The 24,466-nt window shown below is 64.0% G+C and carries 32 protein-coding genes; 19 read left to right on the top strand and 13 right to left on the bottom strand.

Annotated features, from left to right (window positions below; translation table 11 throughout):
• Positions 1 to 3: 3 nt before the first annotated feature.
• From A3736_RS00265 to hisB, 9 genes are all read right to left on the bottom strand, one after another.
• Positions 4 to 450, bottom strand: coding sequence for an ExbD/TolR family protein (locus A3736_RS00265; protein WP_067677690.1), 447 nt, complete (start codon positions 448 to 450; stop codon positions 4 to 6).
• Complete coding sequence (gene tolQ, locus A3736_RS00270; RefSeq protein WP_067677693.1) at positions 450 to 1,148, bottom strand: protein TolQ; 699 nt, start codon at positions 1,146 to 1,148, stop codon at positions 450 to 452. The genes A3736_RS00265 and tolQ overlap by 1 nt, the downstream gene beginning before the upstream one ends.
• Positions 1,149 to 1,601 carry a YbgC/FadM family acyl-CoA thioesterase gene (locus A3736_RS00275; RefSeq protein ID WP_067677696.1) on the bottom strand — a complete coding sequence of 151 codons (453 nt, stop codon included), beginning with the start codon at positions 1,599 to 1,601 and terminating at the stop codon, positions 1,149 to 1,151.
• 88 nt (positions 1,602 to 1,689) lie between these two features.
• Positions 1,690 to 2,070: a histidine triad nucleotide-binding protein gene (locus A3736_RS00280; RefSeq protein WP_067677700.1), complete on the bottom strand. Its 381-nt coding sequence runs from the start codon at positions 2,068 to 2,070 to the stop codon at positions 1,690 to 1,692.
• Positions 2,070 to 2,384 carry a phosphoribosyl-ATP diphosphatase gene (locus tag A3736_RS00285; RefSeq protein ID WP_067677702.1) on the bottom strand — a complete coding sequence of 105 codons (315 nt, stop codon included), beginning with the start codon at positions 2,382 to 2,384 and terminating at the stop codon, positions 2,070 to 2,072. Before A3736_RS00285 ends, A3736_RS00280 begins: the two co-directional genes overlap by 1 nt.
• 323 nt (positions 2,385 to 2,707) lie before the next feature.
• Positions 2,708 to 3,466, bottom strand: coding sequence for an imidazole glycerol phosphate synthase subunit HisF (hisF, locus tag A3736_RS00290; protein ID WP_067677706.1), 759 nt, complete (start codon positions 3,464 to 3,466; stop codon positions 2,708 to 2,710).
• Entirely contained in the window at positions 3,463 to 4,188 is a 726-nt protein-coding gene (hisA, locus tag A3736_RS00295) for a 1-(5-phosphoribosyl)-5-[(5-phosphoribosylamino)methylideneamino]imidazole-4-carboxamide isomerase (protein WP_067677709.1), read from the bottom strand. The genes hisF and hisA overlap by 4 nt, the downstream gene beginning before the upstream one ends.
• A gap of 4 nt (positions 4,189 to 4,192) precedes the next feature.
• Positions 4,193 to 4,819: an imidazole glycerol phosphate synthase subunit HisH gene (gene hisH / locus A3736_RS00300; protein ID WP_067677712.1), complete on the bottom strand. Its 627-nt coding sequence runs from the start codon at positions 4,817 to 4,819 to the stop codon at positions 4,193 to 4,195.
• A gap of 143 nt (positions 4,820 to 4,962) precedes the next feature.
• Complete coding sequence (gene hisB / locus A3736_RS00305; protein ID WP_067677715.1) at positions 4,963 to 5,556, bottom strand: imidazoleglycerol-phosphate dehydratase HisB; 594 nt, start codon at positions 5,554 to 5,556, stop codon at positions 4,963 to 4,965.
• A gap of 81 nt (positions 5,557 to 5,637) precedes the next feature.
• Here hisB and A3736_RS00310 point away from each other — a divergent pair, with 81 nt between their 5' ends.
• The 8 genes from A3736_RS00310 to A3736_RS17255 all read left to right on the top strand — a co-directional run bounded on the left by A3736_RS00310 (position 5,638) and on the right by A3736_RS17255 (position 10,252).
• Complete coding sequence (locus A3736_RS00310; protein WP_067677718.1) at positions 5,638 to 6,141, top strand: SspB family protein; 504 nt, start codon at positions 5,638 to 5,640, stop codon at positions 6,139 to 6,141.
• 34 nt (positions 6,142 to 6,175) lie between these two features.
• Complete coding sequence (locus A3736_RS00315) at positions 6,176 to 6,589, top strand: hypothetical protein (protein WP_067677721.1); 414 nt, start codon at positions 6,176 to 6,178, stop codon at positions 6,587 to 6,589.
• Positions 6,590 to 6,663: 74 nt separating this feature from the next.
• Entirely contained in the window at positions 6,664 to 7,326 is a 663-nt protein-coding gene (gene gmk / locus A3736_RS00320; protein WP_067677724.1) for a guanylate kinase, read from the top strand.
• A 4-nt stretch (positions 7,327 to 7,330) separates the two neighbouring features.
• Positions 7,331 to 8,122, top strand: a complete 792-nt coding sequence (locus A3736_RS00325; RefSeq protein WP_067677728.1) for a DUF4019 domain-containing protein — start codon at positions 7,331 to 7,333, stop codon at positions 8,120 to 8,122.
• Positions 8,123 to 8,322: 200 nt separating this feature from the next.
• The gene (locus tag A3736_RS00330; RefSeq protein ID WP_067677731.1) at positions 8,323 to 8,832 is read left to right on the top strand and encodes a helix-turn-helix transcriptional regulator; all 510 of its coding nucleotides are present in this window, start codon (positions 8,323 to 8,325) and stop codon (positions 8,830 to 8,832) included.
• Between the two features lie 45 nt (positions 8,833 to 8,877).
• Complete coding sequence (locus A3736_RS00335) at positions 8,878 to 9,204, top strand: hypothetical protein (RefSeq protein ID WP_067677734.1); 327 nt, start codon at positions 8,878 to 8,880, stop codon at positions 9,202 to 9,204.
• The gene (locus A3736_RS17250; RefSeq protein WP_197465416.1) at positions 9,153 to 9,671 is read left to right on the top strand and encodes a hypothetical protein; all 519 of its coding nucleotides are present in this window, start codon (positions 9,153 to 9,155) and stop codon (positions 9,669 to 9,671) included. Before A3736_RS00335 ends, A3736_RS17250 begins: the two co-directional genes overlap by 52 nt.
• A gap of 212 nt (positions 9,672 to 9,883) precedes the next feature.
• Entirely contained in the window at positions 9,884 to 10,252 is a 369-nt protein-coding gene (locus A3736_RS17255; protein WP_067677740.1) for a JAB domain-containing protein, read from the top strand.
• Between the two features lie 42 nt (positions 10,253 to 10,294).
• Here A3736_RS17255 and A3736_RS00350 read toward each other — a convergent pair whose 3' ends face one another.
• The 3 genes from A3736_RS00350 to A3736_RS00360 all read right to left on the bottom strand — a co-directional run bounded on the left by A3736_RS00350 (position 10,295) and on the right by A3736_RS00360 (position 13,570).
• Positions 10,295 to 11,101, bottom strand: coding sequence for an SDR family oxidoreductase (locus tag A3736_RS00350; protein ID WP_067677742.1), 807 nt, complete (start codon positions 11,099 to 11,101; stop codon positions 10,295 to 10,297).
• Between the two features lie 37 nt (positions 11,102 to 11,138).
• Positions 11,139 to 12,278: an acyl-CoA dehydrogenase family protein gene (locus A3736_RS00355; RefSeq protein ID WP_067677745.1), complete on the bottom strand. Its 1,140-nt coding sequence runs from the start codon at positions 12,276 to 12,278 to the stop codon at positions 11,139 to 11,141.
• Positions 12,279 to 12,391: 113 nt separating this feature from the next.
• Entirely contained in the window at positions 12,392 to 13,570 is a 1,179-nt protein-coding gene (locus A3736_RS00360) for an acyl-CoA dehydrogenase family protein (RefSeq protein WP_067677748.1), read from the bottom strand.
• A 216-nt stretch (positions 13,571 to 13,786) separates the two neighbouring features.
• On the opposite strand from A3736_RS00360, the gene A3736_RS00365 reads away from it, so the two are divergent.
• The 4 genes from A3736_RS00365 (at position 13,787) to A3736_RS00380 (ending at position 18,842) form a co-directional block, all read left to right on the top strand.
• Positions 13,787 to 15,226, top strand: a complete 1,440-nt coding sequence (locus A3736_RS00365; protein ID WP_082851215.1) for an MFS transporter — start codon at positions 13,787 to 13,789, stop codon at positions 15,224 to 15,226.
• A 96-nt stretch (positions 15,227 to 15,322) separates the two neighbouring features.
• Positions 15,323 to 16,675 (top strand): acyl-CoA dehydrogenase family protein, encoded by a 1,353-nt coding sequence (locus tag A3736_RS00370; RefSeq protein ID WP_067677751.1) that lies wholly within the window; start codon positions 15,323 to 15,325, stop codon positions 16,673 to 16,675.
• Positions 16,675 to 17,763, top strand: coding sequence for a Zn-dependent alcohol dehydrogenase (locus A3736_RS00375; protein ID WP_067677754.1), 1,089 nt, complete (start codon positions 16,675 to 16,677; stop codon positions 17,761 to 17,763). Before A3736_RS00370 ends, A3736_RS00375 begins: the two co-directional genes overlap by 1 nt.
• Positions 17,763 to 18,842: a phosphotransferase family protein gene (locus A3736_RS00380; RefSeq protein ID WP_067677756.1), complete on the top strand. Its 1,080-nt coding sequence runs from the start codon at positions 17,763 to 17,765 to the stop codon at positions 18,840 to 18,842. The genes A3736_RS00375 and A3736_RS00380 overlap by 1 nt, the downstream gene beginning before the upstream one ends.
• 18 nt (positions 18,843 to 18,860) lie before the next feature.
• Here A3736_RS00380 and A3736_RS00385 read toward each other — a convergent pair whose 3' ends face one another.
• On the bottom strand, positions 18,861 to 21,296 hold the full coding sequence (locus A3736_RS00385; protein WP_233999125.1) for a S8 family peptidase: 2,436 nt from the start codon (positions 21,294 to 21,296) through the stop codon (positions 18,861 to 18,863).
• 145 nt (positions 21,297 to 21,441) lie between these two features.
• Between A3736_RS00385 and dapD the strand changes: the two genes are divergently transcribed.
• The 7 genes from dapD (at position 21,442) to A3736_RS00420 (ending at position 24,463) form a co-directional block, all read left to right on the top strand.
• The gene (gene dapD, locus A3736_RS00390) at positions 21,442 to 22,266 is read left to right on the top strand and encodes a 2,3,4,5-tetrahydropyridine-2,6-dicarboxylate N-succinyltransferase (protein ID WP_067677758.1); all 825 of its coding nucleotides are present in this window, start codon (positions 21,442 to 21,444) and stop codon (positions 22,264 to 22,266) included.
• An 86-nt stretch (positions 22,267 to 22,352) separates the two neighbouring features.
• Positions 22,353 to 22,658, top strand: coding sequence for a hypothetical protein (locus A3736_RS00395; protein ID WP_067677760.1), 306 nt, complete (start codon positions 22,353 to 22,355; stop codon positions 22,656 to 22,658).
• Between the two features lie 80 nt (positions 22,659 to 22,738).
• A complete protein-coding gene (locus A3736_RS00400; protein WP_067677767.1) occupies positions 22,739 to 22,966 on the top strand; it encodes a DUF2945 domain-containing protein in 228 nt (75 codons plus the stop codon).
• Positions 22,966 to 23,160, top strand: a complete 195-nt coding sequence (locus A3736_RS00405) for a DUF3008 family protein (protein ID WP_067677770.1) — start codon at positions 22,966 to 22,968, stop codon at positions 23,158 to 23,160. The genes A3736_RS00400 and A3736_RS00405 overlap by 1 nt, the downstream gene beginning before the upstream one ends.
• A complete protein-coding gene (locus tag A3736_RS00410; protein ID WP_067677773.1) occupies positions 23,160 to 23,504 on the top strand; it encodes a DUF3140 domain-containing protein in 345 nt (114 codons plus the stop codon). Before A3736_RS00405 ends, A3736_RS00410 begins: the two co-directional genes overlap by 1 nt.
• Before the next feature lie 5 nt (positions 23,505 to 23,509).
• The gene (locus A3736_RS00415; RefSeq protein ID WP_067677776.1) at positions 23,510 to 23,932 is read left to right on the top strand and encodes a DUF1810 domain-containing protein; all 423 of its coding nucleotides are present in this window, start codon (positions 23,510 to 23,512) and stop codon (positions 23,930 to 23,932) included.
• A 126-nt stretch (positions 23,933 to 24,058) separates the two neighbouring features.
• Positions 24,059 to 24,463, top strand: coding sequence for a DoxX family protein (locus A3736_RS00420; RefSeq protein WP_067677779.1), 405 nt, complete (start codon positions 24,059 to 24,061; stop codon positions 24,461 to 24,463).
• Positions 24,464 to 24,466: the final 3 nt, after the last annotated feature.

Genomic DNA, 24,466 nt, shown 5'->3' on the forward strand with positions numbered 1-24,466 from the left:
CGGCTATGGCGCGTCCGATGAACGACCGGTGACCAGCGAGATGCGGTTAAGCCCCGCGCGGTTCAGTTCGCCCATGATCGCCATAACGCGGCCGTAATCGAGCGCACGATCGGCGCGCAGCACGACATCGGGACCGTCTGCGCTCTGGTCAATTCCTTCGAGCGCCTCGGCGAAGCCGCCGGCAGGCACGGGCGTATCGTCGATAAAGGCGTTGCCCTCAGCATCCAGGCTGATCGTGATCGACTGCGCCTCGTTATCCATGGCGTTGGCGCGGCTGTCGGGAAGGTCGAGCGGGACGCCCGAATTCAGCAGCGGCGCGGTCACCATGAAGATGATCAGCAGCACCAGCATCACGTCGACGAAGGGCGTGACGTTGATCTCCGCCATGGGCGCGCGCCGCGAGCCGCCGCGCCGCCTCCGGCTGGAGGACGAGCCGAGCGACATCGCCATTAATTAAGCTCCAGTTGGCGGCTGAAGCTGGAGTGCAGGCGGTCGGAAAAGCGCGTCAGCCGCGCTTCGTAGCGATTCACCGAATGGCTGAAGCGGTTATAGGCGATAACCGCCGGGATGGCGGCGAAGAGCCCGATCGCGGTGGCGAAGAGCGCTTCGGAAATACCCGGCGCCACCACGGCCAGCGAGGAGTTTTCCTGCGCGCCGATCTGGAAGAAGCTGTTCATGATGCCCCAGACCGTCCCGAACAGCCCCACGAAGGGCGCGACCGATCCGACCGTGGCGAGGAAGTTCAGCCGGTCCGCCAGAATATCCGCCTCGTTCGCGACCTGGCTTTCCATCGCCGAAGCGAGCCGCTGCCGCACCCCGTCGCGATCCTTAACCCCGTCGCGTGTCGAACGGCGCCATTCGGCGACGCCCGCATTGGCGACGCGGGCGGGCGGAAGATCCTTGCGCCCGCGTTCGGACATGAAGCGGTCGAAATTCTCCGCCTGCCAGAAATCCTCCTCGTAGGATTTGGTCTGACCATTCAGCCGCCCCATCCTGAGGCCGAAGCCGACGATGATCATCCACACCCAGATGCTGGCGAGCAGCAGCCCGGCCATAACGAGCTGGACGACGATATCGGCGTCAAGAAACAGTTCCACCGGATCGAGCCGGGTCGGCCCTGCGGCAGCAAGGAGGGAAATAGTGGTCATTTACGGTCCTGAGTTTTCCATAAAACGGGCAAAGGCGTCGCGCCATTCTTCGGGCTGGCGGCGCGGGCGGCCATCGGGCGCGACGAAGCCGACCCGCAATTCCGCTTCCGCCAGCACTTCGTCGCCGCGGCGGGCAGTCTGGTGCATCCGGCAACTCGCCGCGCGCATTTCGGTGCAGCGCGTTTCGATCATGACGTCATCGTCGAGCTTAGCGGGGCGCAGATATTTCAGACGCACTTCGGAAACGGCGTAGGCCCCCACCCCCGCCTCGATCGCGGCGCGCTGGTCGATATCGAGGCGCCGCAACAGGTCCGACCGAGCCCGTTCGAACCAGCGCAGGTAATTGGCATGGTAGGTGATGCCCGAAAGGTCCGTATCCTCGTAATAGACGCGCACCGCATAGAAATGCGACGCGCCGTCTATCGTGCCATCGGGAAAGGAAGGTCGAGCCATTGCGGCGCGTTAGCCGAGACCGGACTCCCCCGGCAATCGAAACCGACGAAGCGTTGGTGCGGGACGACGGGCTCCCGAAACGAAGGGCCTAGCGCCGTGCGATCATCGGCCCCAGCGGTTCGCCGCCGAACAGGTGGACGTGGAGATGCGGCACTTCCTGCCCGCCATGCGCTCCGATATTCGCAAGCAGGCGATAGCCCGGCTCGACCAGCCCCTTCTGCCGCGCCACCGTGCCCACGGCGCGGACGAAACCCGCGATCTCTTCATCCGAAGCGCGGGCCGAGAAATCGTCCCAGCTGACATAGCGCCCCTTGGGCACGACCAGCGTGTGGATTTCGGCCTGCGCGTTGATATCCTCGAAGGCGTAGGCCCAATCGTCCTCATAGGCCTTGGTCGAAGGGATCTCGCCGCGCAGGATCTTGGCGAAGACATTGTCGTCGTCATAGGGCTGGGTCGCATCGATCGGCATCAACGGCTCCTGTTCGCTTTTTCCTCGAGCCCGGAAACGCCTTCGCGGCGATCGAGTTCGGCCATCACCTCGGTCAAGGTCACGTTCTTTTCCGCCAGCATGACCAGCAGATGGAACAGCACGTCGGCCGCTTCACCGACCAGTTCCTCGCGGTCTTGCGCCAACGCGGCGACGACCGCCTCGACCGCTTCCTCGCCGAATTTGCGCGCGATCACCGGCAGGCCGCGCGCCGCGAGGCTGGCGACATAGCTGGTGTCGGGGTCCGCCCGGCGGCGGTCGGCGATCGTGGCTTCTAGGCGAGCGAGAGTTTCCATGGCCGCGCATCCATGCGGCGCGACGGTTTCGAAATCAACATCGCGCGCGGATGTCGCCTCAATCCTCGCTCGGCGTGCCCGAACGGATACCGATCAGGCGCCCGGCCACCAAGGCGCCGGACGCAGTCAGGATCACGGCAAGTGCGCTCGGCTCGCCGACGGCTTGCGACATAGCATGCACCAACGGCAAGTCCGCGACCTGGGAAGCGAGAGCGGCAAGGTGATTCGTCATGGGTGGCCTTTAATTCACGACATCGGGCGCAAGCGGCATCGCGCACGCGCTGTCTCCAGGCGAGACGGCTTCGACAGGCTAATTGCAGTTTCTAGACGCGCACCGGCAGGCCCGCTGCGCGCAGCGCGTCGTGCGCCTCGGCAATCGAATGCTGGCCGAAATGGAAAATCGAGGCGGCGAGCACGGCGCTCGCATGGCCCTCGGTCACGCCTTCGACGAGATGATCGAGCGTGCCGACGCCGCCGCTGGCGATCACCGGGACGCGCACGGCATCGGCGATGGTGCGCGTCAGAGCGAGGTCGTAGCCCGCTTTCGTCCCATCTCCGTCCATGGAGGTCACCAGCAATTCGCCCGCGCCCAGTTCGGCGAGCCGGACGGCGTGTTCGACCGCATCGATCCCGGTCGCGCGGCGCCCGCCATGGGTGAAGATCTCCCACCCATCTCCCGAGCGGCGGGCATCCACGCTCGCCACGACGCACTGGCTGCCGAAACGCTGGGCGATCTCGGCGACCAGTTCGGGCCGTTCGACCGCCGCGCTGTTGACAGCGACCTTGTCCGCGCCTGCCAGCAGCAGCGCGCGCGCATCCTCGGCGCTGCGCACGCCGCCACCCACGGTCAGCGGCATGAAGCAGACCGCGGCAGTGCGCCGGACGATGTCGAGCAGCGTCCCGCGCCCTTCGTGGCTGGCGGAGATATCGAGGAAGCACAATTCGTCGGCGCCCGCCGCATCGTAGGCCTGCGCCTGCTCGACCGGGTCGCCCGCGTCCTTCAAGTCGACGAAATTGACGCCCTTGACCACGCGGCCATTCGCCACGTCGAGACAGGGGATCACGCGGACGCGGACGGTCATTTTCGCGCCATCGCCAGTGCCGCCGCCAGATCCAGCCGCCCGTCATACAGCGCCCGCCCGGTGATTACGCCCTCGATCCCCTCGTGAGCGTGCAACGACAGGACATGGATATCGTCCAGCCCCTTCACTCCGCCGCTTGCGATCACCGGCATATCGGTGCGGCGCGCAAGGTCGAGCGTGGCGTCGATATTGCAGCCCTTCAGCAGCCCGTCGCGCCCGATATCGGTGAACAGGAGCGAGGCGACGCCCGCATCCTCGAACCGGCGGGCCATGTCATGGACGGGCACGTCGGACACTTCCGCCCAGCCCTCGGTCGCCACCATCCCGTCGCGCGCATCCACTGCGACGACGATGCCGTTCTCCCATTCCTTTGCCATGTCCTTGACGAATTGCGGGTCTTTCAGGGCCGCCGATCCGATCACCAGTCGCGATACGCCAAGCGCGAACCAGCCCTCGACATCGGCGGGTTTGCGAATGCCTCCGCCCAATTGGACATGGCCGGGAAACGCCTCGACGATCCGCTCCACCGCCGCGCGATTGCGGCTCTCGCCCGCGAAGGCTCCGTCGAGATCGACCACATGCAGGTGCTCGGCCCCCGCCTCGGCGAACAGCAGCGCCTGCGCGGCGGGATCGTCGCCATAGACGGTCGCGCGATCCATATCGCCTTCGGCGAGGCGTACCACCTGGCCGTTCTTCAAATCGATGGCAGGAAAGACGATCATCGGGTCAGGGCCGCCATGCGAGAAACCTTTCGAGCAATGCCAGCCCGTAGGCTTGGCTCTTTTCGGGATGGAACTGGACGCCGAGCAGATTGTCCCGCCCGACCGCCGCAACGAGACCGCCACCATGATCGGTCATGGCGATCACGTCGCGCCCGTTATCTACGTGGAAATGGTAGGAATGGAGGAAATAGGCCTCGCCCATCTCGATCACCGGATCGCTTTGGGCATGCGGGGTCAGCGCAACGTCGTTCCACCCCATATGCGGCACCTTTACGCTCGCATCGATCGGTTTGATCGCGCGCACTTCGCCCGCGATCCAGTCGAGGCCGGGCGTGGTCCCGTGTTCGAGTCCGCGCGTCGCGAGCAATTGCATGCCGACGCAGATGCCGAGAAAGGGCGCGCCGCCGACGCGAACCCGTTCGGTCATCGCCTCGACAGCGCCAGTCTGCGCCCGCAAGCCTTCGGCGCAGGCACGGAACGAGCCGACGCCGGGCAGCACGATCCGGTCGGCGCTGCGCAACACGTCCGGATCGGCGGTGACGGCCACCTCCGCCCCGACCTTGCGCAGAGCATTCTCGACCGAATGAAGATTGCCCGCGCCGTAATCGACGAGCGCGACGCTTTCAGCCATTTTTCGTCTCCGCACGCCAATCCGGGCGCGCGAAATCCTCGCGCCTTGCGGCGCTGCGGGCGGCCCTGCAGGTGGCCTTCGGCCAGCTGCGTCTTAGACTGCGCTTCCGGCCTTGCGGCTGCTGCGCAGCCGATGTCTGGAAATTACCCACCGAGCTGGCCTTTCGTGCTCGGGATCGCGCCGCCCTTGCGCGGATCGATCTCGACCGCCTGGCGCATGGCGCGTGCGAAGCCCTTGTACATCGCTTCGCAGATATGGTGATTGTTGCTGCCGTAGATCAACTCGCAATGCAGCGTGATGCCTGCCGTCTGCGCGACCGAGTGGAACCAGTGTTCGATCAGCTCGGTATCCCACTCGCCCAGTTTGGTCTGGGTGAAACCGGCTTTCCAGACCAGCCACGGACGGCCCGAAATATCGAGCGCCACGCGCGCCAGCGTCTCGTCCATGGGCGAATAGGCCGTGCCGTACCGCGCGATCCCACCCTTGTCGCCCAGTGCCTGACTGAGCGCCTGGCCCAGCGCCAGCGCGCTGTCCTCGGTCGTATGGTGCTGGTCGACATGGAGATCGCCATCCACTTTCAACGTCACGTCGATCAGCGAATGGCGGCTGAACTGTTCGACCATATGGTCGAGAAAGCCGATTCCCGTCGCGATGTCGTAACTGCCCGTCCCGTCGAGATCGACCTCGACGAGGATTTTCGTTTCCGCGGTATTCCGCTCTATCCGGCCGGTGCGCATGGGGCGCGCTATAGAAGCTGTGCACGGCTTCGCAAGCATTCCGGCTTGACCGGCGCGCGAGGCCGCTCCACCTAGCGGGCCATGAGCGACGAAACGCCCGACAGCCTGATCCCCTATGACGCCATCGTGCAGGAAGCCCTGCGCGCCGTGGTCGGCCGCGTCCTCGGCGAAATCGTCGCCGGGGGCAGCGAATTGCCCGGGGCCCACCACTTCTACATCACGTTCAAGACGCATGCTGCGGGTGTCAGCGTTCCGCCGTCCCTGCGCGAACGTTTCCCCGACGAGATGACGATCGTGCTCCAGAACAAGTTCTGGGATCTGAAGGTGGAAGAGGACCATTTCAGCGTGGGCCTCAGCTTCAACCAGATTCCCGCCGAACTGGTGATTCCCTATGCCGCGATCACCCAATTTGTGGATCCGGCAGTCGATTTCGGCCTGCAGTTCCAGGCGACGGTCGAGGATATGGACCCGACCGAGACCGAAGATCCGGAAAACGATGGCGCGGAACAGGGCGATGCGCCGCTCGTTGAGAAGAGCGAAGACGGATCGAACGTCGTCACGGTCGATTTCGGTCGCAAGAAATAGGCGCAGCATCGCTGCGCCGGACAGGGGCAGTATCATGGTAAAACACGTCAGCACTTACGGCGCGAAGGCAATCGCGAAGGCGCGAACGAAAACGCCGGGCCGGACCGACGGCATGCCCGGCCCTACCGACAATCCCGCAACCAATCTCATGATGGCCGACGTGGTGATCCGCGCCGGTTCCTATGTCGCCCGCCGCGCGATCGAAAAAGGCATATTGCGAGGCCGCTACGGCAAGGATGTCGCGAAGGATATCGTGCAGAGCAAGACGCTGGGCCAGTCGCTCGTCAGCTTCGGCCTCGCCAAGCTCGCGACGAAGAACCTGCCCGGCGCCGTCATCGTAGGCGGCGGCGCGCTGGTCAAAACCCTTTACGATCGCCGCAAGAGCCGTGGCGGACAACGCCGCGAGGGCGATCGCGAACTGATCGAACAGGCCCGCGGCGAGGACTGATAGCCGGCAGGCGTGTCACCCGATCGATAGGCTGCGGACTTGATTCGCAGCCGCGGGCCGTCCCATAGGCCCGCATGGCCGAATCTTCTCCCACCCCGTCGTCCGACGCCGACACCAATCTCCATCGCCGTGGTTTGATGTTCATCCTGTCCTCCCCCAGCGGGGCGGGCAAGACGACGATCAGCCGCATGCTGCTCGACGCGGATGAGGAAATCCGCCTCTCGGTCAGCGTGACGACCCGCCATCCGCGCCCCGGCGAGATCGAGGGCGTTCACTACCACTTCGTCAGCGATGCCGAATTCGACGCGATGATCGAAGAGGACGATTTCTACGAATGGGCCCCCGTCTTCGGCAACCGCTACGGCACGCCCAAGGGCAGGATCCGCAACGCGTTGAAGGACGGGCAGGATTTCCTGTTCGACATCGACTGGCAGGGCACCCAGCAGCTTTATCAGAAAGACCAGCAGGATGTGGTGCGCGTCTTCATCCTTCCCCCCAGCATCGCCGAACTGCGCCGCAGGCTGGAAGGCCGCGCGACGGACGATGCCGATACGATCAACGCTCGGATGGATCGCGCGCGCAGCGAGATCAGCCACTGGGACGCCTACGACTATGTCGTCATCAATGACGATGTCGAAGCCTGCTTCGCCAAGGTGCGTGAAATCCTCCATGCCGAGCGGATGAAGCGCCAGCGGCAGACCGGCCTCATCCCCTTCGTGCGCGAATTGATGAGCTGATCCGGTGGCGGAGGGGGTCCAGGATCTGACCGAGCGCGAAAGGGAGGTGTTGCGCCTCCTGCTCGCAGGCCACACTGCGAAGTCCGCCGCGTCCGAGCTCGATCTGTCGGTCCACACGATCAACGATTACCTGCGCGAAGCCCGCAAGAAATTAGGGGTGTCGAGCAGCCGGGAGGCCGCACGAATCTTGGGGGATAAGGAGAGCGCCGCCCCCCAAAAGAGCGCACCCGAACAAACCGGGATGGGCGAGACCGCACCGCTCGGCGATCATGCGAAGCCATCAGCAACCCCGGGACCGCGATCCTATCGCCCCTGGATCATAGGAGCTTTCGCAATGCTAGCCGCCCTTATCGCCGCAACTCTCGCTTTCACCGCCAGCACCCCGTCCGATCCCATCGCACCCGGTCAGGTCGCTTCCGAAAAGGGGGAAGAGACGATGGAAAACGTCGTTCAGGAAAACGCCGTCGCGACCGAAGCCGCCCGCAATTGGGTGCGCCTGATCGATGCGGGCGAATATACCGAAAGCTGGTCGGAAGCGGGATCGATGTTCAAACAGGCGGTAACCGCCGACAGCTGGGCGGCGCAGGTCGCACCGATCCGCGAACCGCTGGGATCGCTCGTCAGCCGAACGGAGAAATCGATCGAAGCCCGTAGCGACCTGCCCGGCGCGCCGGCTGGCGATTATCGCATGATTTCCTTCGACACTGCCTATTCCGCCTCGCCCGAGCGCGTCGAGACTGTGGTGATGCACAAGGAAAACGGTCGCTGGAGCGTGGTGGGCTATTTCATCCGCTGAGGCTTTCCTCCGATAAGAAAATGCGGGCCGCGGACATTCCGTCTGCGGCCCGCAGTCCTTTGAGTTCGCCTGCCCTGGAAATTCGGCCCCGCCTCGTGGCAAGTGCCCAGCGGATTAAAACTTGGTAGGAACCCCCTTGGTCCGGCCCGATGCGCCCATCCCGTTTGCGCGTGTCGCGATTCGAACCTAGGCTTGCGCCGATGATCGACGCAGCCACAGCCTCTGTCTTCGAAACGCTCACTGCGAAGCAACGCCAAGCCATGGCGCTTGCTGCCGATGGCCTCACGTCCAAGGAAATCGCCCGCGAACTCGATATCTCGCCGCATTCGGTCGACAAACGCATCGATGCGGTGCGAGGCCGGCTCGACGCCCGGCCGCGCAGCCAGATCGTGCGCGACTACCGCGCATGGAGCGATCGGACCGGTGAACCGATCACCGGTGATCGATCCCCCCTCACCCACCCCGCTCCCGACACGGCATCACTGGAACCGCAGCCGGAGGGCGAAACGCTCCCGTTCGACGACGCTCTCATCTTCGAGCGGTCTTCCGAATGGGATCGCCAGACCGGATGGCTGCACCGGGGTGTCAAACCTTCCGATCTGGGTGTTGGCGGACGTTTACTGTTCGTCGTGGCCGGAGCGTTCCTGGTGGCGGCGGCTTTCGTGCTGGTCGCTGCTTCGGGCAATGTTCTGATCGATCTGCTCAGTTAGGCTGGCCTGCTCCCCGGCGCTTCAACCGCCTGTGGGAGACCCAGCATGCTCGATAGCCATTCCGCCACCGCACGCCTCGTGCGCCAGATGAAATCGACCGAAAGCGCCGTTTCGAACGCGCTGATCGAAGCGCTCGGCCTGATGCACACCGCCGCCATCGCGCAGCGCGATGTGGCCGCACCCGTCGCCAAGACGCAGGCCGCGATGCAGCGGATGAGCAAGATGGTCGAAGGCCTCGTGTCCGCCCAGGGCGATACGCTGCGCGTCCACGGACAGCTGCGTGACGTGTCGCGTGTGGTGAACGCACCCGACGAACCGACTTGCCCCGACCAGGAAATCTTTACGACCGCGAGCGCGTCGCAAGTCGCCTGATTGCTTTCGGCGGCGGGATCATCCAGCGTTCCGGGATGGTACGATTTGCTATCCAAGTGACCATTGTGTTCCTCGTCGTCTTTTTTGCCCTGAAAAAGGGAGGGAGACCTGAGCGCCATGTTGCGATCGTACTTTTTGGAATGTTGGCCGCCGTCATCGGCCAAGCGCTCATCCGAGGGCACTGGACTCAATATGACGATATTCCGTGGTTCCGCGTTGCGATCGATGTCGTGGCTTTCGCAATCGTTCTTGCGATCGCTCTTCGCGCCGATCGATGGTGGCCGCTATGGGTAGGGTCCGTTCTGCTCCTTTCCGTTCTCGCCCATCTGCTGCGGATCGTCCACGCGGAGATACCGCCTCTCGTTTACGCAATTATGGAGCGGTGGCCCTTTATGATCGCGACGGTTATTACGGGTCTGGGAACGTACTTGCACGCCCGCAGGGAACGGATCGCCTCGCGGAACTGATCTTTCGGCTTCGGGGCAAGCATCCCGATCCCGCTTCCGCTGCGCGCAAGCTGCTTGCTCCCTACGGATCGGTGACCGCTCTGCGGCCCGATCCGGACCAAACCCCGAACGGTGGCGGCGTGACGGCGGGTGGCTGGGCCGCAGCGACGGTTCGCGCCCGCACTCTCCTTCGCCGCAGTCGCAAGCAGGCACCTACTTCGCGGAGACGACCTATGACCGGGATTTCTATACCCGATGGGCTGCTGCTGGCCATGCGCGACATGCACACCGAACGGATGGTCGCCATCTTCGCCGATACCCACGGTCGCATGCTGGCGCACGAATTGGTGGCGGAAGGGGATCACACCGGTCTGCGCCTGTCGCTGCGGCAGATTTTCACCAAGGCGCTATCCCGCGATGCGCGGCGGATGGTGCTGGCGCACAACCATCCGTCCGGCTCGGCCGAGCCGAGCGACAGCGATATCGCCAGCACCAGACGGTTGAACCAGTTCGCCGCCAGCCTGGGGATCGCGCTGGAGGATCATCTGATCATCGGCAAGGACGCCATCACCAGCATGCGGGCGCGCAAGTTTATCGTTTGAATGAAACGGGCCGGGATCGTCCCGGCCCGTTGCAGTTCTCGATCAGCGTCCGGCAGCCGGATCCGCGAAATGGGTCGGCAGATGGGCGTTGACGATGCCGCCATCCACGGTGACCGTTTCGCCGATCGTGTAGTCGCCCGCCCGGCTGGCGAGGTAGACCGCGGTGCCGCCCATATCGAACTTGTCGCCCACGCGCTTGTTCGGAATGCGCTTGGCGCTTTCCTCTTCCATGTCGCGCGCGACCTTGTTCATGTTCGACGGGAAGGCGCCGGGAGCAAGGCTGGTCACGTAGATGTGATCGTCCACCAGACGCGCGGCCATGCGCCGGGTCAGATGGATCAGCGCGGCCTTCGAAGCCTGGTAGCTGTAGGTTTCCCACGGATTGACGCGCTGCCCATCGACCGAGGTGATGTTGATGACCTTGGCTGGCCGATCCGCGCTGGCGGCGGCGGTGAGGAGCGTGTGAAGCTTCTGGGTCAGGAAGAACGGCGTCTTGACGTTCAGGTCCATCACCTTGTCCCAGCCCGCTTCGGGGAAATCGGTATAGTCCGCACCCCAGGCGGCCCCGGCATTGTTGACGAGGATATCGAGCTTGTCTTCCTTGCCGGACAGCTCGGAAACCAGTTCCTCAATGCCTTCCATGGTCGAGATGTCGCCCTGGATCGGGACGACCCGGTCGCCCAGTTCCTCGGCCGTTTCATGCAATTCGCCGCCCTTGCGCGCGGTGATGTAGACGCGGTCGATACCGGCGGCGAGGAAGCCTTCGACGATCATGCGGCCGATCCCGCGGCTCCCGCCGGTCACGAGCGCGACGCGCCCCTTGAGGCTGAATAGGTCTTCGAGGGTCATGTCTTGTCTCCTTGCCCCGTCGGGCGGGGCCTGTCTCTTAGTATCCGCTCAGTTCCGCCACGCGGTTGGCGTGGTAATACTGGTCGCCGAGGAACTCCTGCAGCGCGCGGTCGCGCTTCATATAGAGGCCGATATCGTATTCGTCGGTCATGCCGATGCCGCCATGCATCTGCACGCCTTCGCGCACGGCAAGGCCCGCCGCCTTGGCGACCTTGGCCTTGGCGACGCTGGCCATCAGCTCGGCCTTTTCGCTTTCGCCGTCGAGCAGCTGCGCCGCCTTGATCGTCACCGCGCGGGCGATCTCGACTTCGGAATAGAGATGCGCGGCCCGGTGCTGAAGCGCCTGGAACTCGCCGATCAATTTGCCGAACTGCTTGCGCTGCTTCAGATAATCGACGGTCATGTCCATCGCCCCGCGCGCCACGCCGACGCCTTCGGCCGCCGCGCCGACGCGACCGGCAGTGAGCATGGCGTTCAGGACCGAACGCCCGCCATCGACCTCGCCGATCACCGCATCGCCGTCCAGTTCGACGCCATCGAACGTGATGTGGCTGGCCATCGAGCTGTCGACCAGGCGCACGCTGTCATGGCTCATGCCGTTGGCGTCCTGCGGAACGGCGAACAGCGTCACGCCGTCCTCGTCGCTATCGCTGCCCGAAGTGCGGGCGGCGACTACGATCATCTCGGCGCTGGCACCGTAGACCACGAAATCCTTCTTGCCCGACAGGCGGAAGCCGTTGCCCGATTTTTCGGCCTTGCAGGCGATCCGTTCGGGGCGGTGCTTGGGGCCTTCGTCTATGGCGACGGCATAGACCTTTTCGCCGGCGACCATGTCGGGCAACCAGCGGGTTTTGACGTCGTCGCTACCGTGTTGCAGTGCCGTTGCAGCGAGCACGGAAGAGGACAGGAAGGGCGACGGCGTCAGATTGCGGCCGATCTCTTCGAGCACGATCCCGGCTTCGACATGGCCCATGTCGAGCCCGCCGTGATCTTCGCCCACCAGAATGCCGGTGAAGCCCATTTCGGCGAACTGCTTCCACAATTCGTGGCCGAAACCGTCCTTGCAATTGCGATCGCGCCAATGGCGCAATTGTTTCTGGATGCCGCCCTGTTCGGCCATGAACTGTTCGGCGGTTTCGGCAAGCATCGCCTGATCTTCGTCGTGATAAAGGGGCATAATTCAGCCTTTTATATCGTCATCCCGGTGCAGACCGGGATCGGGTGCGGGCATGTCGGGCGATGCCGACAACGCCCCGGCCTTCGCCGGGGCGACGCGATTGAAAAGAAGTCTCAGGCCCCCGGCAGGTCGAGGATGCGCTTCGAAATGACGTTCAGCATCACTTCGCTGGTGCCGCCTTCGATGCTGTTCGCCTTGGTGCGCAGCCAGCTGCGGGCAGTCTTGCCGCCGCTCGTCTCTTCGCTCTCCCATTCCAGAGCGCGGCTGCCGCCTGCCGCCATCAGCAATTCGTGACGACGCTTGTTGAGCTCGGTCCCGGCATATTTGAGCATGTTCGGCTGTGCGGGATGGCCCTTATTGACCTTGAGCTCGTCCATGAACTTCTCGCTCATCGCGGTGAAAGACAGCGCATCGACATCGAACATCGCCATTTCCGCGCGCAGCACCGGATCGAGTTCGCCCTGACGGCTGGTCGCCGCACCGAGCGAGGAGGCGCGATCGCCGCCGCCCGTCGCCGAGATCATCTCACGCTCGTGGCCGAGCAGATATTTGGCGACGTCCCAGCCGCGATTGATCTCGCCGACATAGCCGGGGATGTCCTCGCCATAGCTTTTCGGCACCTTCACATCGTCCATAAAGGTTTCGCAGAACGGGCTGTTGCCGCTGATCAGCTTGATCGGCTTGGTCGAAACGCCCTCATTCGCCATGTCGAACAGCATGAAGGTGATGCCCTGATACTTGTTCTGCTTGTCGGTGCGGACCAGGCAGAAGATCCAGTCCGCCTCGTCGGCATAGCTGGTCCAGATCTTCTGGCCGTTGACGATCCAATGATCGCCCTTGTCTTCGCCATAGGTCTGCATCGAGACGAGGTCCGACCCGCTGCCCGGCTCGGAATAGCCCTGGCACCAGCGGATTTCGCCCCGCGCGATTTCGTTGAGGAAGCGCCGCTTCTGCCCTTCGGTCCCGAAATGGAGCAGCGCCGGGCCAAGCATCCAGATGCCGAAGCTCGACAGCGGCGGGCGTGCCCCGATGCTGGCCATTTCCTGGCGCAGGATCTTGCCTTCCGCAGGCGTCAGGCCCGCGCCGCCATATTCCTTGGGCCATTCGGGCACGGTGTAACCCTTGTCGCGACACGCTTCGAACCATGCCTTCTGCGCATCGTTTTTGAAGCTGGCGTTGCGGCCACCCCAATAGACGTCTTCCTCGTCCCGCACGGGCTGGCGCATTTCGGGCGGGCAGTTGGCTTCGAGCCAGTCGCGCACTTCGGCGCGGAAGCTTTCCGGATCGGACATTTTCGGGCCTCTCTCTCGTTTTCGACTCTTCGTGTTGACGTAAACGTTAAGTCGATTCGCACCCCTTCCGCAAGGGCCATCGCGCCGAGCCGCCATGCCGTAGCGTCGAGCGGTTTCGATTGACGCCGGTGGCTGCAAGCCTAGGCTCGAAGCCGGGAAAGAGGAGCGAGAAATGGCCACCAATGCGCGAATTCGTCGCGGTTCCGGGGTGTCGTCTTGACGGCGTTCACCACCGGCCCGCTGCCGCAGCGCCTCAAGATCGTGCATGGGTTCGGTGCGGTCGCCTTCGGCGTGAAAGATAGCGGGTTCAGTTTCTTCCTGCTGATCTTCTACAATCAGGTTCTGGGCATGAATGCGGCGCTCGTCAGTGCGGCGCTCGCCTGCGCGCTGCTGGTCGATGCGGTTATCGATCCGATCCTCGGCTATCTGTCCGATCGCACCTACACGCGCTGGGGCCGCCGCCTCCCCTGGCTCTATGCCGCCGCGTTGCCTTTGGCCTTGGCATGGGCAGTGCTCTGGAACCCGGCGACCGACGGCCCGCCCACTTTCTGGGAATTGCTCGGCATCGCGATCGTCGTGCGCGTCCTGTTGTCCGCCTGCGAGGTGCCCTCTGTCAGCCTGCTGCCCGAGATTACGCAGGATTACGACGAGCGCACCACGCTATTCCGTTATCGCTATTTGTTCGGCTGGGTCGGCGGGATCGCGATGATGTTCCTTGCCTACACGGTCTTTATGCCCGGCCCCGAAGGGATGTTGGAGCCCGGCGGCTACAGCCTGTTCGGCATCTTCGGGGCGTGTCTCATCTTTGTCTCGGTGGTCGGTTCGGCAATCGGCCAGCACCGTCTGGTCGCCCATCTGCCCGAGACAAAGCCTGCGCCCTTTGCGTTGCGGCTGGCCTTCGCCGAGATCGCAGAAGCGTTTCGAGAGCGTGCCTTCCTGATCTTCGCGGCAGGCGCGCTCGCGGCCTATGTCTCGCAGGGCATGACCTTCTCGATCAGCAATTATCTGAACCTGTTCGTATGGCAGTTCGATCGTCTGGCCCTGATCCTTTATCCCGTGGTTTTGTTCGCGAGCGTTGTGCTGATGTTCTTCATCGTCGGCCCGATGCATGCCCGCTGGGGCAAACCGAAATCGGCGGCGATCGGTATGCTGGGGTCCTTCGCATTGGGCTTCGCGCCATATGTCTTGTTCCTGCTGGGAGCATGGCCGCAGGTCGGCGGCATCGCCTCCACCGCTGGCTTCTACGCCTTTATCCTGGTCGCGAACGCGTTCGGGATCGTCGCGCTGATTTCGGCCAGTTCGATGATTGCGGAAATAGTAGAGGCCTTCGAAGAGCGAACCGGACGCCGGGCGGAAGCGACTTTTTATTCCGGCAATTGGTTCGTCCAGAAATGTGCAACCGGCGCGGGCATCCTCGTGACCGGTCAGGTCATCGCTTTGTCCGACCTGCCCAACGATGCCGTTCAGGGGGCCATCGCGAGCGACGTCATCGCGACGATGGTGCTGCTGTTCGGCGGGCTTTCGGCGGCTCTGGCGGCCATTGCGGCGTTCTGGCTGGCTCGGTTTCCGATTACGCGTGCCGAACATGAAGCGAGGCTTGCCGCGCTCGACGCTACGGCACGCGCCGATCGCGACGCACAGATCACCCCACCCTGAATATTGCGCGGCGAATAGGGGTTGGCGCGGCTATTTTGCTCTGCCAGTTTCGCGCCGCGAACCGATTGAACGAGACGAGAGAGAGGACCTTCAGACATGGATTTCGAACCCACCGAACGGCAGGCCTATTGGCGCGATCGCGTGAAAAGCTTCATCGCCGATCACATCCGCCCCGCCGTGCCGACCTATCTCGAACAGGATGCGGAAGGGGAACGCTGGAAGGTGATCCCGGTGGTCGAGGAGCTGAAGGCCAAGGCCAAGGCACAAGGCCTTTGGAACCTCTTCATGCCGCCGCGCAATGACAGCCATCATCATGTCGATGAAAGCTTCGAATTCGAAGGCCCCGGCCTCACCAATCTCGAATACGCCATGTGCGCGGAAGAAATGGGCCGCATCGGCTTCGCCAGCGAAGTCTTCAACTGCTCCGCGCCCGATACCGGCAATATGGAAGTCTTCCATCGCTACGGCACGCGCGAGCAGAAGGACCAGTGGCTCAATCCGCTGATGAATGGCGAGATCCGCTCCGCCTTCCTCATGACCGAGCCCTACACCGCCAGTTCGGACGCCACCAATATCGAGACGCGGATCGAAAAGGATGGCGACGAATACGTCATCAACGGTCGCAAATGGTGGTCTTCCGGCGTGGGCGATCCGCGCTGCAAGGTGGCGATCGTGATGGGCAAGACGGACTTTTCCGCTCAGCGCCACGCGCAGCAATCGATGATCCTGATGCCGCTCGACGCAGAGGGCGTGACGGTGCTGCGCCATCTGCCCGTATTCGGCTATGACGATGCGCCGCACGGGCACATGGAAGTCGAATTGAAGGACGTGCGCGTGCCCGCCTCGAACATGCTTCTGGGCGAAGGGCGCGGCTTCGAGATCGCGCAGGGCCGCCTCGGCCCGGGCCGTATCCACCACTGCATGCGCACCATCGGCGTCGCCGAGGAATCGCTCGAAAAGATGTGCCGCCGTCTTCAGGAGCGCGAAGCGTTCGGCAAGCCGATCTACAAGCATTCGGTCTGGGAAGAGCGCGTGGCACGCGCCCGGATCGACATTGATATGACGCGCCTGCTCTGCCTCAAGGCGGCGGACATGATGGACAAGGTCGGTAACAAGTCCGCAAAGCAGGAAATCGCCATGATCAAGGTGCAGGCGCCCAACATGGCGCTCAAGATCATCGACGATGCGATCCAGGCCCATGGCGGCGGCGGCGTGTCCAACGATTACGGGCTCGCAAACGCCTATGCCCACCAGCGCACGCTTCGCCTGGCGGACGGTCCGGACGAGGTCCATGCCCGCTCCATCGCGCGCATGGAATTCGCCAAGCACGCGCCCAATGAAGGGCCGGGGTCGAACGCGCTGCGGGGCGGCAACGCTCATTCCGCAAGCGCGGGAAGCGCCGGAGCCAGCGCGGGCATGAGCAGCGGTGACGTGGGAGCTTCGCGCTGATGGCAAAGGCCGCAATTCTCGAACAGACCGGTAGTCTCACGATCGGCGAGGTAAAACTCGCCGATCCGCTGCCGCACGAAGTCCTGATCGACACCAAGGCGTGTGGCCTGTGCCATTCCGACCTTCACTTCATCGACGGCACCTACCCCCACCCCATGCCCGCCATTCCGGGGCACGAGGCGGCGGGCGTGGTGCGCGCGGTCGGCTCCGAAGTGAAGACGGTGAAGCCGGGCGATCACGTCGTCACCTGCCTTTCCGCCTTTTGCGGCCATTGCGAATTTTGCGTCACCGGACGAATGGCGCTGTGCATGGGGGCGGATACCCGCCGCCCGCAGACCGCCGATCCCCGCATCATGCGCGCCGACGGCAGCGCCCCTGTCGCGCAGATGCTGAACCTTTCGGCCTTCTGCGAACAGATGCTGATCCACGAACACGCCTGCGTCGCCATCGACAAGGACATGCCGCTGGATCGCGCCGCCATCATCGGCTGCGCGGTGACGACGGGTGCGGGCGCGGTGTTCAACGCCTGCTCGGTCGTGCCGGGCGAAGCGGTCGCGGTCGTCGGCTGCGGCGGGGTCGGCCTTGCCGTGGTCAACGCGGCCAAAATCGCGGGCGCGGGCAAGGTCATTGCGATCGATCCGCTGAAGGAGAAACGCGATCTCGCCGAAGCGCTCGGCGCCACGCACACGGTGGACGCGATGGCGGACGATGCTGTCGAACAGGTGATGAAAATCACCGGCGGCGGCGTCCATCATGCGATCGAGGCGGTGGGGCGCGACGCCTCGGCCAAGCTCGCGGTCAAGCTGCTGCGCCGCGGCGGGACCGCCACGATCCTCGGTATGATGCCGCTGGACTGCAAAGTGGGCCTTGGCGCGATGGACCTGCTTTCGGGCAAGAAGCTTCAGGGCGCGATCATGGGGATGAACCACTTCCCGGTCGATCTCCCCCGCCTCGTCGATTTCTATATGCGCGGTCTGCTCGATCTCGACACCATCATTGCCGAGCGTATTCCGCTGGAAGACATCAACAAGGGCTTCGATACGATGCGCGATGGCCATTCCGCCCGCAGCGTGGTGGTGTTCGACTGATGGCGGACGAAACGATCGATTTCGACAAGGAGATGGTCGGCACGGTCGCAGTGCCGGATGCCGACACGCTCGACCTCGACCGGCTGACGACATGGTTCGAAGCCAATGTCGAAGGCTTCCAAGGGCCGATTTCCTATTCGAAGTTCAAGGGCGGCCAGTCCAACCCGACCTATAGGATCGACACACCTTTTCGCAGCTATGTCCTGCGCCGCCAGCCCTTCGGCAAATTGCTGCCCAGCGCGCATGCGGTGGACCGCGAATACAAGGCGATGTCGGCGCTGGGGCCGACGGGGTTTCCGGTGCCGAAGACCTACGGCCTGTGCGAGGATACGGACGTCATCGGATCGATGTTCTTCGTCATGGGCCTCGCCGATGGGCGGTCCCTGTGGAACGGGGCCCTCCCCGGCATCGCGAAGGAGGATCGCCGCGCGATCTATCACGCGATGATCGATACGATGGCCGATCTCCACACGACGAACCCGGCAAAGATCGGCATGGACGATTTCGGCAAGCCGCAGGATTACTGCGCCCGCCAGATCGCGCGCTGGACCAAGCAATACCGCCTGTCCGAAACCGAGACGATTCCGGAAATGGACCGGCTGATCGAATGGCTGCCCGAGACGATCCCGCCGCAGCACGAAAGCTCGGTCGTCCACGGCGATTACCGGCTCGACAATCTGATCTTCGAAAAGGACGCCAATCGTGTCCTCGCCGTGCTCGATTGGGAGCTTTCCACACTCGGCGATCCGGTCGCGGATTTCGCCTATCTCATGCTCAACTGGCACAATCCGGCGGACGGGCGCGCGGGCCTGCTTGGGCTCGATCTCGAGGAGCTGGGCATCCCGTCGCAGGACGAGGCAGTCGAACGCTATGTCGCGCGCACCGGCTATCCGGTCCCGCCGATGGACTGGTATTTCGCCTATAATCTGTTCCGGCTCGCCGGGATCATGCAGGGCATCAAGAAGCGCGTGATCGACGGTACGGCCAGCTCCGCCCACGCCAAGGCGATGAGCGAGCGCGTGGTCCCGCTGGTCCAGCGCGCCCACCAGTTCGCGCTGGATGCGGGGATGCCTGCCTGATCTGGACGCCGCGGCCGACTAAAAGCCGCGGCTCCACGTCACCGCCACGCCCGCATCTGCTGGTGCCTGTGCGTAATGCCCCGGATCGGTGCGGTAATAGAGACTGGCCGAGGCCCAGCCCTTTGCCAGCGGACCGCGCCACGCGATCTCGCCCACGGTCTCACGGCCGGATGGCGCAAGCGAGAGGCGGCGCGTGGCAAAGCCGGCGGTCTCGCTTGCATAATCGTAGCTCACAGGCAGCGTCAGATCGATCCCGCCGCGCGTGACGCGCAGCGGCTGCGACACTCTGAAACCGAGCGTATCCGCATTTCCGAACACGCCCGCGCGCGTCAGATCGAGCGACCAAGCCTGGCTTTCGAAACGCGATCCGCTCGAAATAAGTCCGCTCGCATCGGCGCGACTGAAGCCATGGCGATAGGCGGCACCCAGTGCCCAGCCGCGTGCGATATCCCACCGGCCGGATGCATCGACAAACAGCGTATCCGCCCCGCCCGCACCGAAACCCTGCGCCAGATAGGCGCCGAGGATCGTCTCCTCCTCCTGCAACCAGGACAGGCCGAGCGTGGTATCGAGCGCGCCGAAGCGGCGATCGGCGGCGAGCGCGAAACTGTGCGTCTTGCGCCGGTCGCGCACGCCTCTGAACACATCTTCGCCCTGGCGGCGATTGCCGATCCAGGCCTCGCCGCTTTCGGCGCTGGCGGTGAGGCCGAGACTGCCGAACTCTCGCCTTACGGCCACGCTCGCATCGGTGCTGCGCGCGAAGCCGACATCGCCGCCCGCATCGCTTGCAATGAGGAAAGCCGGGCGATCCTGTGCCTGCATCCGGCTGGCGAGCCCGAATGCGTCCTCGCGCATGGCGAAGCCGATCTTCATGTCGGGTGCGATGCGCGCGATCATCCTTGCGGCCAGCACCTCGGCCCCGTCGGCTTCGTGCGTCGTGAGCTGCATCTGGCGCGCCATCGCGCCTTCGACCGTGGTCTGCGCCGCGAACCGCGCATCGCCAACGGTGAAGCCCAGCGAAAGCGCATCGCTGCCGCCGCCGATCTGGCGCTGTCCACCTGCAAGCGCATTGTGGAGGCGATATTCGGGCACCGCGCCGCGCGATCCGCTGGTGAGATCGTATTCGTAAGCGCGCTTGTACTCGTCGAGCAGAATACCGGACAGTCCCTGCGAACCCGCCAGCGCATCGCCCATCGGCGCGGAACCGATCACTGCCGTCTCGCCGATCCGCATCACGCTGGTGCTGCCCGCCACGGTGGTCGCACCGCGCGGCGCGAAGGCCGCCGCGATGTCGAGCACGCCGCGCCCATAGGTCGTATCGATACCTGTCTCACCGAGATCGCGCGCCGTTTCGAGCAGGATCTGCACGATCTGCGCGCCGGTAAGATTGGGAAAGGCCTGAGCCATCAGGGCGACGGCTCCGGACACTTGCGGCGCGGCGAAGCTGGTGCCCGAAAACAGCAGGCGGAAACTGCCCCTCTCGTCCGTTCCGACGAAGATTTGACCGTTTTCGTAGACGCAGCAGATCCGTTCTCCGCGCGCCGTCAGGAAGAAATTGGCCTGGGCTCCGGCCCGCTGGCTGAAGCTCGAAATCTGCGATCCCTCGTCGACCGAGCCGACGATGATGACATTGGCACCGCCCGCGTCGCGGATGTTGCTCGCGAACGGTGTCGGTTGATTTGGATCGATATCGGCCTTGCTACCGTCGCCGCCATTGCCGGCGGCAACGACGATAACCACGCCAGCGCTTGCCGCGCGGCGAACTGCGGCGAGTGTCGCCTGTCCGGCGGCGCCTCCACCAAGGCTGAGATTGATGACCGTCGCGCCCGAGCTGACCGCCTGATCGATCCCGCGCGCAATATCGCCATCGCCGAAGCTGCAGGTCAGATTGGTGTTCTCGGGCGTGTCGCTGCCGCACGAACCCGGCCTGTCCGCACGCAAGGCCAGAACCCGCGCGTCGAACGCGATACCGAGAATGCCCTGATTGTTGCGCGCCGCCGCAGCGACGAGCGAAACGTTCGTACCGTGATCGTCCTCGCCGTCGACGCTGCGGCCACCTGCGACATCGCGCGAATCGGGATGGATACGGCCTGCAAATTCGGGGCTGTCGAGGTCGATGCCGGTATCGATGACCGCGATCGTCCGGCCCGTTCCGGTGGCGCCACGCTGCCAGGCGCTGACCGCCTTATGCTGTTCGGGCCCGTCCGACATGCGAAACTCTGCCGTGTCGAATGAAGATGGAGTAGGTGTGGGTGTAGGCGCCGGAGCGGGCGCAGGCGCAGGCGCCGGGGTTGGCGTGGGTGTCGGTGCGGGAGCCGGTTGCGGCGTGGGCGTGCTGATAACGGGGCCTCCCCCGCCCCCTCCCCCGCAGGCGGCCAGCAGGGCGAGCGCACCCGACGCCGCGCCGCTGCGCAGCATGAGGCGATAATTGCGAACCGTGTTTCTCGATGCCATGGCGAACCCTCTTTGCCCGCCTTTCATACACCAAGCTGATGTCGCGATTGTTAACGCTGTTTCGCCCTGCGCTTGCCCGTTCGCACCCATATAACTAACAGCGCCTCGACCACTCGTTTCGATCACTCGTTCAAGGATTGTCTCAATGACCGCACAGCTCGCCCAAGCCATCGAAGCTGCCTGGGATGACCGGGCCTCGGTCACGCCCGACAGCCGTGACGTGCGCGATGCCGTCGAACGCGCGCTCGCCATGCTCGACAGCGGCGAGGCGCGCGTGGCACAGCCCGATGGTAATGGCGGCTGGCAGGTCAATCAGTGGCTTAAAAAGGCCGTTCTCCTTAGCTTCCGCCTCAACGACAACCGCGTGATGGAAGGCGGCAGCGCCGGCCATCCGGCTTTCGACAAGGTGCCGAGCAAGTTTGCCGGATGGGACGATGCGCGCTTTCACGAGGCGGGCTTCCGCGTGGTGCCGGGCGCCGTGGCGCGGGAAGGTGCCTATATCGCGCCTGGCTGCGTGCTTATGCCCAGCTTCGTCAATATCGGCGCCTATGTCGGCAAGGGCACGATGGTCGATACTTTTGCCAGCATAGGCAGCTGCGCCCAGATCGGCGCGAACTGCCACATCTCGGCCGGTGCCGGGATCGGCGGCGTTCTGGAACCGATGCAGGCCAATCCCACGATCATCGGCGACAATTGCTTCATCGGCGCCCGCTCCGAAATCGTCGAAGGCGTTATCGTGGGCGAAGGATCGGTGGTGGCGATGGGCGTCTTCATCACCCAATCGACCAAGATCGTCGAGCGCGCGAGCGGCAAGGTCACGCGTGGGGAAATTCCGCCGTTTTCGGTCGTGGTGCCCGGCACTCTGCCCGATCCCAACGGCGGCCCCTCGCTCGCCTGCGCGGTGATCGTGAAGACGGTGGATGCCCAAACGCGCGAAAAGACCGGCATCAACGAGCTGCTGCGCGATTGACGCGCCGCGCGAGAGGGAACATTAGGGACTGCAGGCGGTAACGATCCGACACCGACCGCGCCTGATCTTAAGGGAAGAAGCGACACATGCGTAGCGAAGGCAACGAAACCCACGTCTCCGAAACCGAAGCCAGCGGCGGCTCGAAAGAAGGCGTGGTTCGCTGGGTCCTGATCATCGGCACCGTGCTGGCCGTCATCCTGCTTTCCGCCGTCTGGATTTTCGGCGCGGCTTCGCAGGGCGAAGTCGAATCCGAAGTCAACGTTTCCGATCGGATTGAGGCGCAGGACGAAGAGGCCGGTATCGATGGCATCGAAATCGACGATGCCGACAATATCGAAGGCACTGGCAACGACGCGACAGACGGCACGCCGCTGCAAACGGTCGAAAACTGACGGCCCGCTCCGCCGCAGCTTCAGGAACGCCCTTCGCTCTGACGGATTGAACTCCTCGACATTGTACGAGGAGAATTTCCGTGAGCAATTCCAATAGCTACCAGACCGACCAGTATGTCGAATGGGAATGGGGCAACGGCACGGCGAGCGGCCAGATCAAGGAGCGTTTCGAACGCGAAGTGACGCGCACCCTCAAGGGTAGCGAAGTCACCAAGGACGGCACGGAAGACAATCCCGCCTATCTGATCAAGCAGGAAGACGGTGACGAGGTGCTGAAGCGCGGCAGCGAATTGTCGGCGAAGAACTGATGCCCGCTCAGAGCAAGGCGCAGCAGAAAGCCGCTGGAGCCGCTTTGTCGGCCAAGCGCGGCGAGACCAAGGTGGGCGACCTTCAGGGCGCCTCCAAGCAGATGTATGACAGCATGAGCGAAGAGGAGCTGGAGGACTACGCCTCCACCGACCTGGACGGTCTGCCCGAGCATGTCGATGAGGACGACAGCTGATGGCCTCCGACACCGAAGACGATCGCGAAGAGACCTGGTCCGAATTTCGGGACTGCGTCAATATGGCGCCCAAGGAGCTGGAAGACTGGTTGGATACCGAGGAATCCAAGTCGGTCGGCGATAGTGATGGAGGCGAGAGCACCGGCCACACATCCGGGCGAAGGATCGTCGAGATCAAGCGCACCAACAAGGAGGATCTCACCGACAGCCAGTGGGACCACATGGACAAAGTGGTCGGCTATATTCACCGCCACCTCGCCCAGAGGCCGGACGGCGATGTCGAGGATACGGATTGGCGGTACAGCCTGATGAATTGGGGCCACGATCCGCTCAAACCGGACTGACGGGCATGGCCGACGCCGATCGCTTCGACCATTTTCTCGCCGCACAGGACGATGTTTTCGACACGGCTCTGGAAGAATTGCAGGCGGGCAGGAAACAGGGCCACTGGATGTGGTTCGTCTTTCCCCAGATCGCTGGCCTCGGTTCGAGCGCGATGGCGGCGCGGTATGCCCTGTCCGGTCGAAGCGAGGCGCGTCGTTTCGCCGATCACCCCGTTCTGGGGGACCGGCTGGAGCAGGCGACCGAAGCCATGCTCGACTGGGCCGGGACTTTGTCGGCGCAAGATATTCTCGGAACGGTCGACGCGATGAAGTTTCGCAGTTCCATGACCCTGTTCGAAGCGTCGGCGGCCGATGCGGACGCTTTCATCGCGGCGCTCGAACAGTTTTACGACGGGGAACGCGACCCGTTGACGTTGGAGCGCCTGTAGCCTGCCGTCATCGACGAAAAAGACGAGCGGCCATCCTGAATAACGATTGCGCTGGAAGGACCAAGCGCTTCGCGAACGCCAAGGCCCCTACCGGATAGCGTTCGCACGTCTTAAGAGAGCGAGGACATGATCCGTACCGTCCTTCGCCTCGTCCTCGCGCTGCTCTATGCGATTGCGGGGGTGCTCCATCTGGTTGCGCCGCGCCCGTTTCTGGAGATCATGCCGGGCGGCCTTCCCTTCCCGACCGAGATCGTCTTCCTGACCGGAATCGCCGAAATTCTTGGAGCTGCCGCGCTGGCGCAGGGGTGGTCGACATCGTTACGGAAAGCGGGCGCGATCGGGCTCGGACTCTACGCCGTCTGCGTCTTCCCAGCCAATATCAATCACTTCGCGCTCGAAATGGCGCGGCCCGACCAGGGGCTAGGCCTGGCCTATCATGTTCCGCGCATGATCGCACAACCGATCATCGTCTGGTGGGCGCTGTGGGCCGGCGGCGTAACGGACTGGCCGTTCCGCCGCCGACCACACTGATCA

Origin of the sequence: Erythrobacter sp. HI0063, from assembly GCF_001635685.1 — a bacterium.
Lineage (GTDB): Bacteria > Pseudomonadota > Alphaproteobacteria > Sphingomonadales > Sphingomonadaceae > Qipengyuania.

Coding starts and splice junctions, on each gene's coding strand:
- A3736_RS00265 (WP_067677690.1), bottom strand. CDS start 450: ATGGCGATGTCGCTCGGCTCGTCCTCCAGCCGGAGGCGGCGCGGCGGC.
- tolQ (WP_067677693.1), bottom strand. CDS start 1,148: ATGACCACTATTTCCCTCCTTGCTGCCGCAGGGCCGACCCGGCTCGAT.
- A3736_RS00275 (WP_067677696.1), bottom strand. CDS start 1,601: ATGGCTCGACCTTCCTTTCCCGATGGCACGATAGACGGCGCGTCGCAT.
- A3736_RS00280 (WP_067677700.1), bottom strand. CDS start 2,070: ATGCCGATCGATGCGACCCAGCCCTATGACGACGACAATGTCTTCGCC.
- A3736_RS00285 (WP_067677702.1), bottom strand. CDS start 2,384: ATGGAAACTCTCGCTCGCCTAGAAGCCACGATCGCCGACCGCCGCCGG.
- hisF (WP_067677706.1), bottom strand. CDS start 3,466: ATGACCGTCCGCGTCCGCGTGATCCCCTGTCTCGACGTGGCGAATGGC.
- hisA (WP_067677709.1), bottom strand. CDS start 4,188: ATGATCGTCTTTCCTGCCATCGATTTGAAGAACGGCCAGGTGGTACGC.
- hisH (WP_067677712.1), bottom strand. CDS start 4,819: ATGGCTGAAAGCGTCGCGCTCGTCGATTACGGCGCGGGCAATCTTCAT.
- hisB (WP_067677715.1), bottom strand. CDS start 5,556: ATGCGCACCGGCCGGATAGAGCGGAATACCGCGGAAACGAAAATCCTC.
- A3736_RS00310 (WP_067677718.1), top strand. CDS start 5,638: ATGAGCGACGAAACGCCCGACAGCCTGATCCCCTATGACGCCATCGTG.
- A3736_RS00315 (WP_067677721.1), top strand. CDS start 6,176: ATGGTAAAACACGTCAGCACTTACGGCGCGAAGGCAATCGCGAAGGCG.
- gmk (WP_067677724.1), top strand. CDS start 6,664: ATGGCCGAATCTTCTCCCACCCCGTCGTCCGACGCCGACACCAATCTC.
- A3736_RS00330 (WP_067677731.1), top strand. CDS start 8,323: ATGATCGACGCAGCCACAGCCTCTGTCTTCGAAACGCTCACTGCGAAG.
- A3736_RS00335 (WP_067677734.1), top strand. CDS start 8,878: ATGCTCGATAGCCATTCCGCCACCGCACGCCTCGTGCGCCAGATGAAA.
- A3736_RS17255 (WP_067677740.1), top strand. CDS start 9,884: ATGACCGGGATTTCTATACCCGATGGGCTGCTGCTGGCCATGCGCGAC.
- A3736_RS00350 (WP_067677742.1), bottom strand. CDS start 11,101: ATGACCCTCGAAGACCTATTCAGCCTCAAGGGGCGCGTCGCGCTCGTG.
- A3736_RS00355 (WP_067677745.1), bottom strand. CDS start 12,278: ATGCCCCTTTATCACGACGAAGATCAGGCGATGCTTGCCGAAACCGCC.
- A3736_RS00360 (WP_067677748.1), bottom strand. CDS start 13,570: ATGTCCGATCCGGAAAGCTTCCGCGCCGAAGTGCGCGACTGGCTCGAA.
- A3736_RS00370 (WP_067677751.1), top strand. CDS start 15,323: ATGGATTTCGAACCCACCGAACGGCAGGCCTATTGGCGCGATCGCGTG.
- A3736_RS00375 (WP_067677754.1), top strand. CDS start 16,675: ATGGCAAAGGCCGCAATTCTCGAACAGACCGGTAGTCTCACGATCGGC.
- A3736_RS00380 (WP_067677756.1), top strand. CDS start 17,763: ATGGCGGACGAAACGATCGATTTCGACAAGGAGATGGTCGGCACGGTC.
- A3736_RS00385 (WP_233999125.1), bottom strand. CDS start 21,296: ATGGCATCGAGAAACACGGTTCGCAATTATCGCCTCATGCTGCGCAGC.
- dapD (WP_067677758.1), top strand. CDS start 21,442: ATGACCGCACAGCTCGCCCAAGCCATCGAAGCTGCCTGGGATGACCGG.
- A3736_RS00395 (WP_067677760.1), top strand. CDS start 22,353: ATGCGTAGCGAAGGCAACGAAACCCACGTCTCCGAAACCGAAGCCAGC.
- A3736_RS00405 (WP_067677770.1), top strand. CDS start 22,966: ATGCCCGCTCAGAGCAAGGCGCAGCAGAAAGCCGCTGGAGCCGCTTTG.
- A3736_RS00410 (WP_067677773.1), top strand. CDS start 23,160: ATGGCCTCCGACACCGAAGACGATCGCGAAGAGACCTGGTCCGAATTT.
- A3736_RS00415 (WP_067677776.1), top strand. CDS start 23,510: ATGGCCGACGCCGATCGCTTCGACCATTTTCTCGCCGCACAGGACGAT.
- A3736_RS00420 (WP_067677779.1), top strand. CDS start 24,059: ATGATCCGTACCGTCCTTCGCCTCGTCCTCGCGCTGCTCTATGCGATT.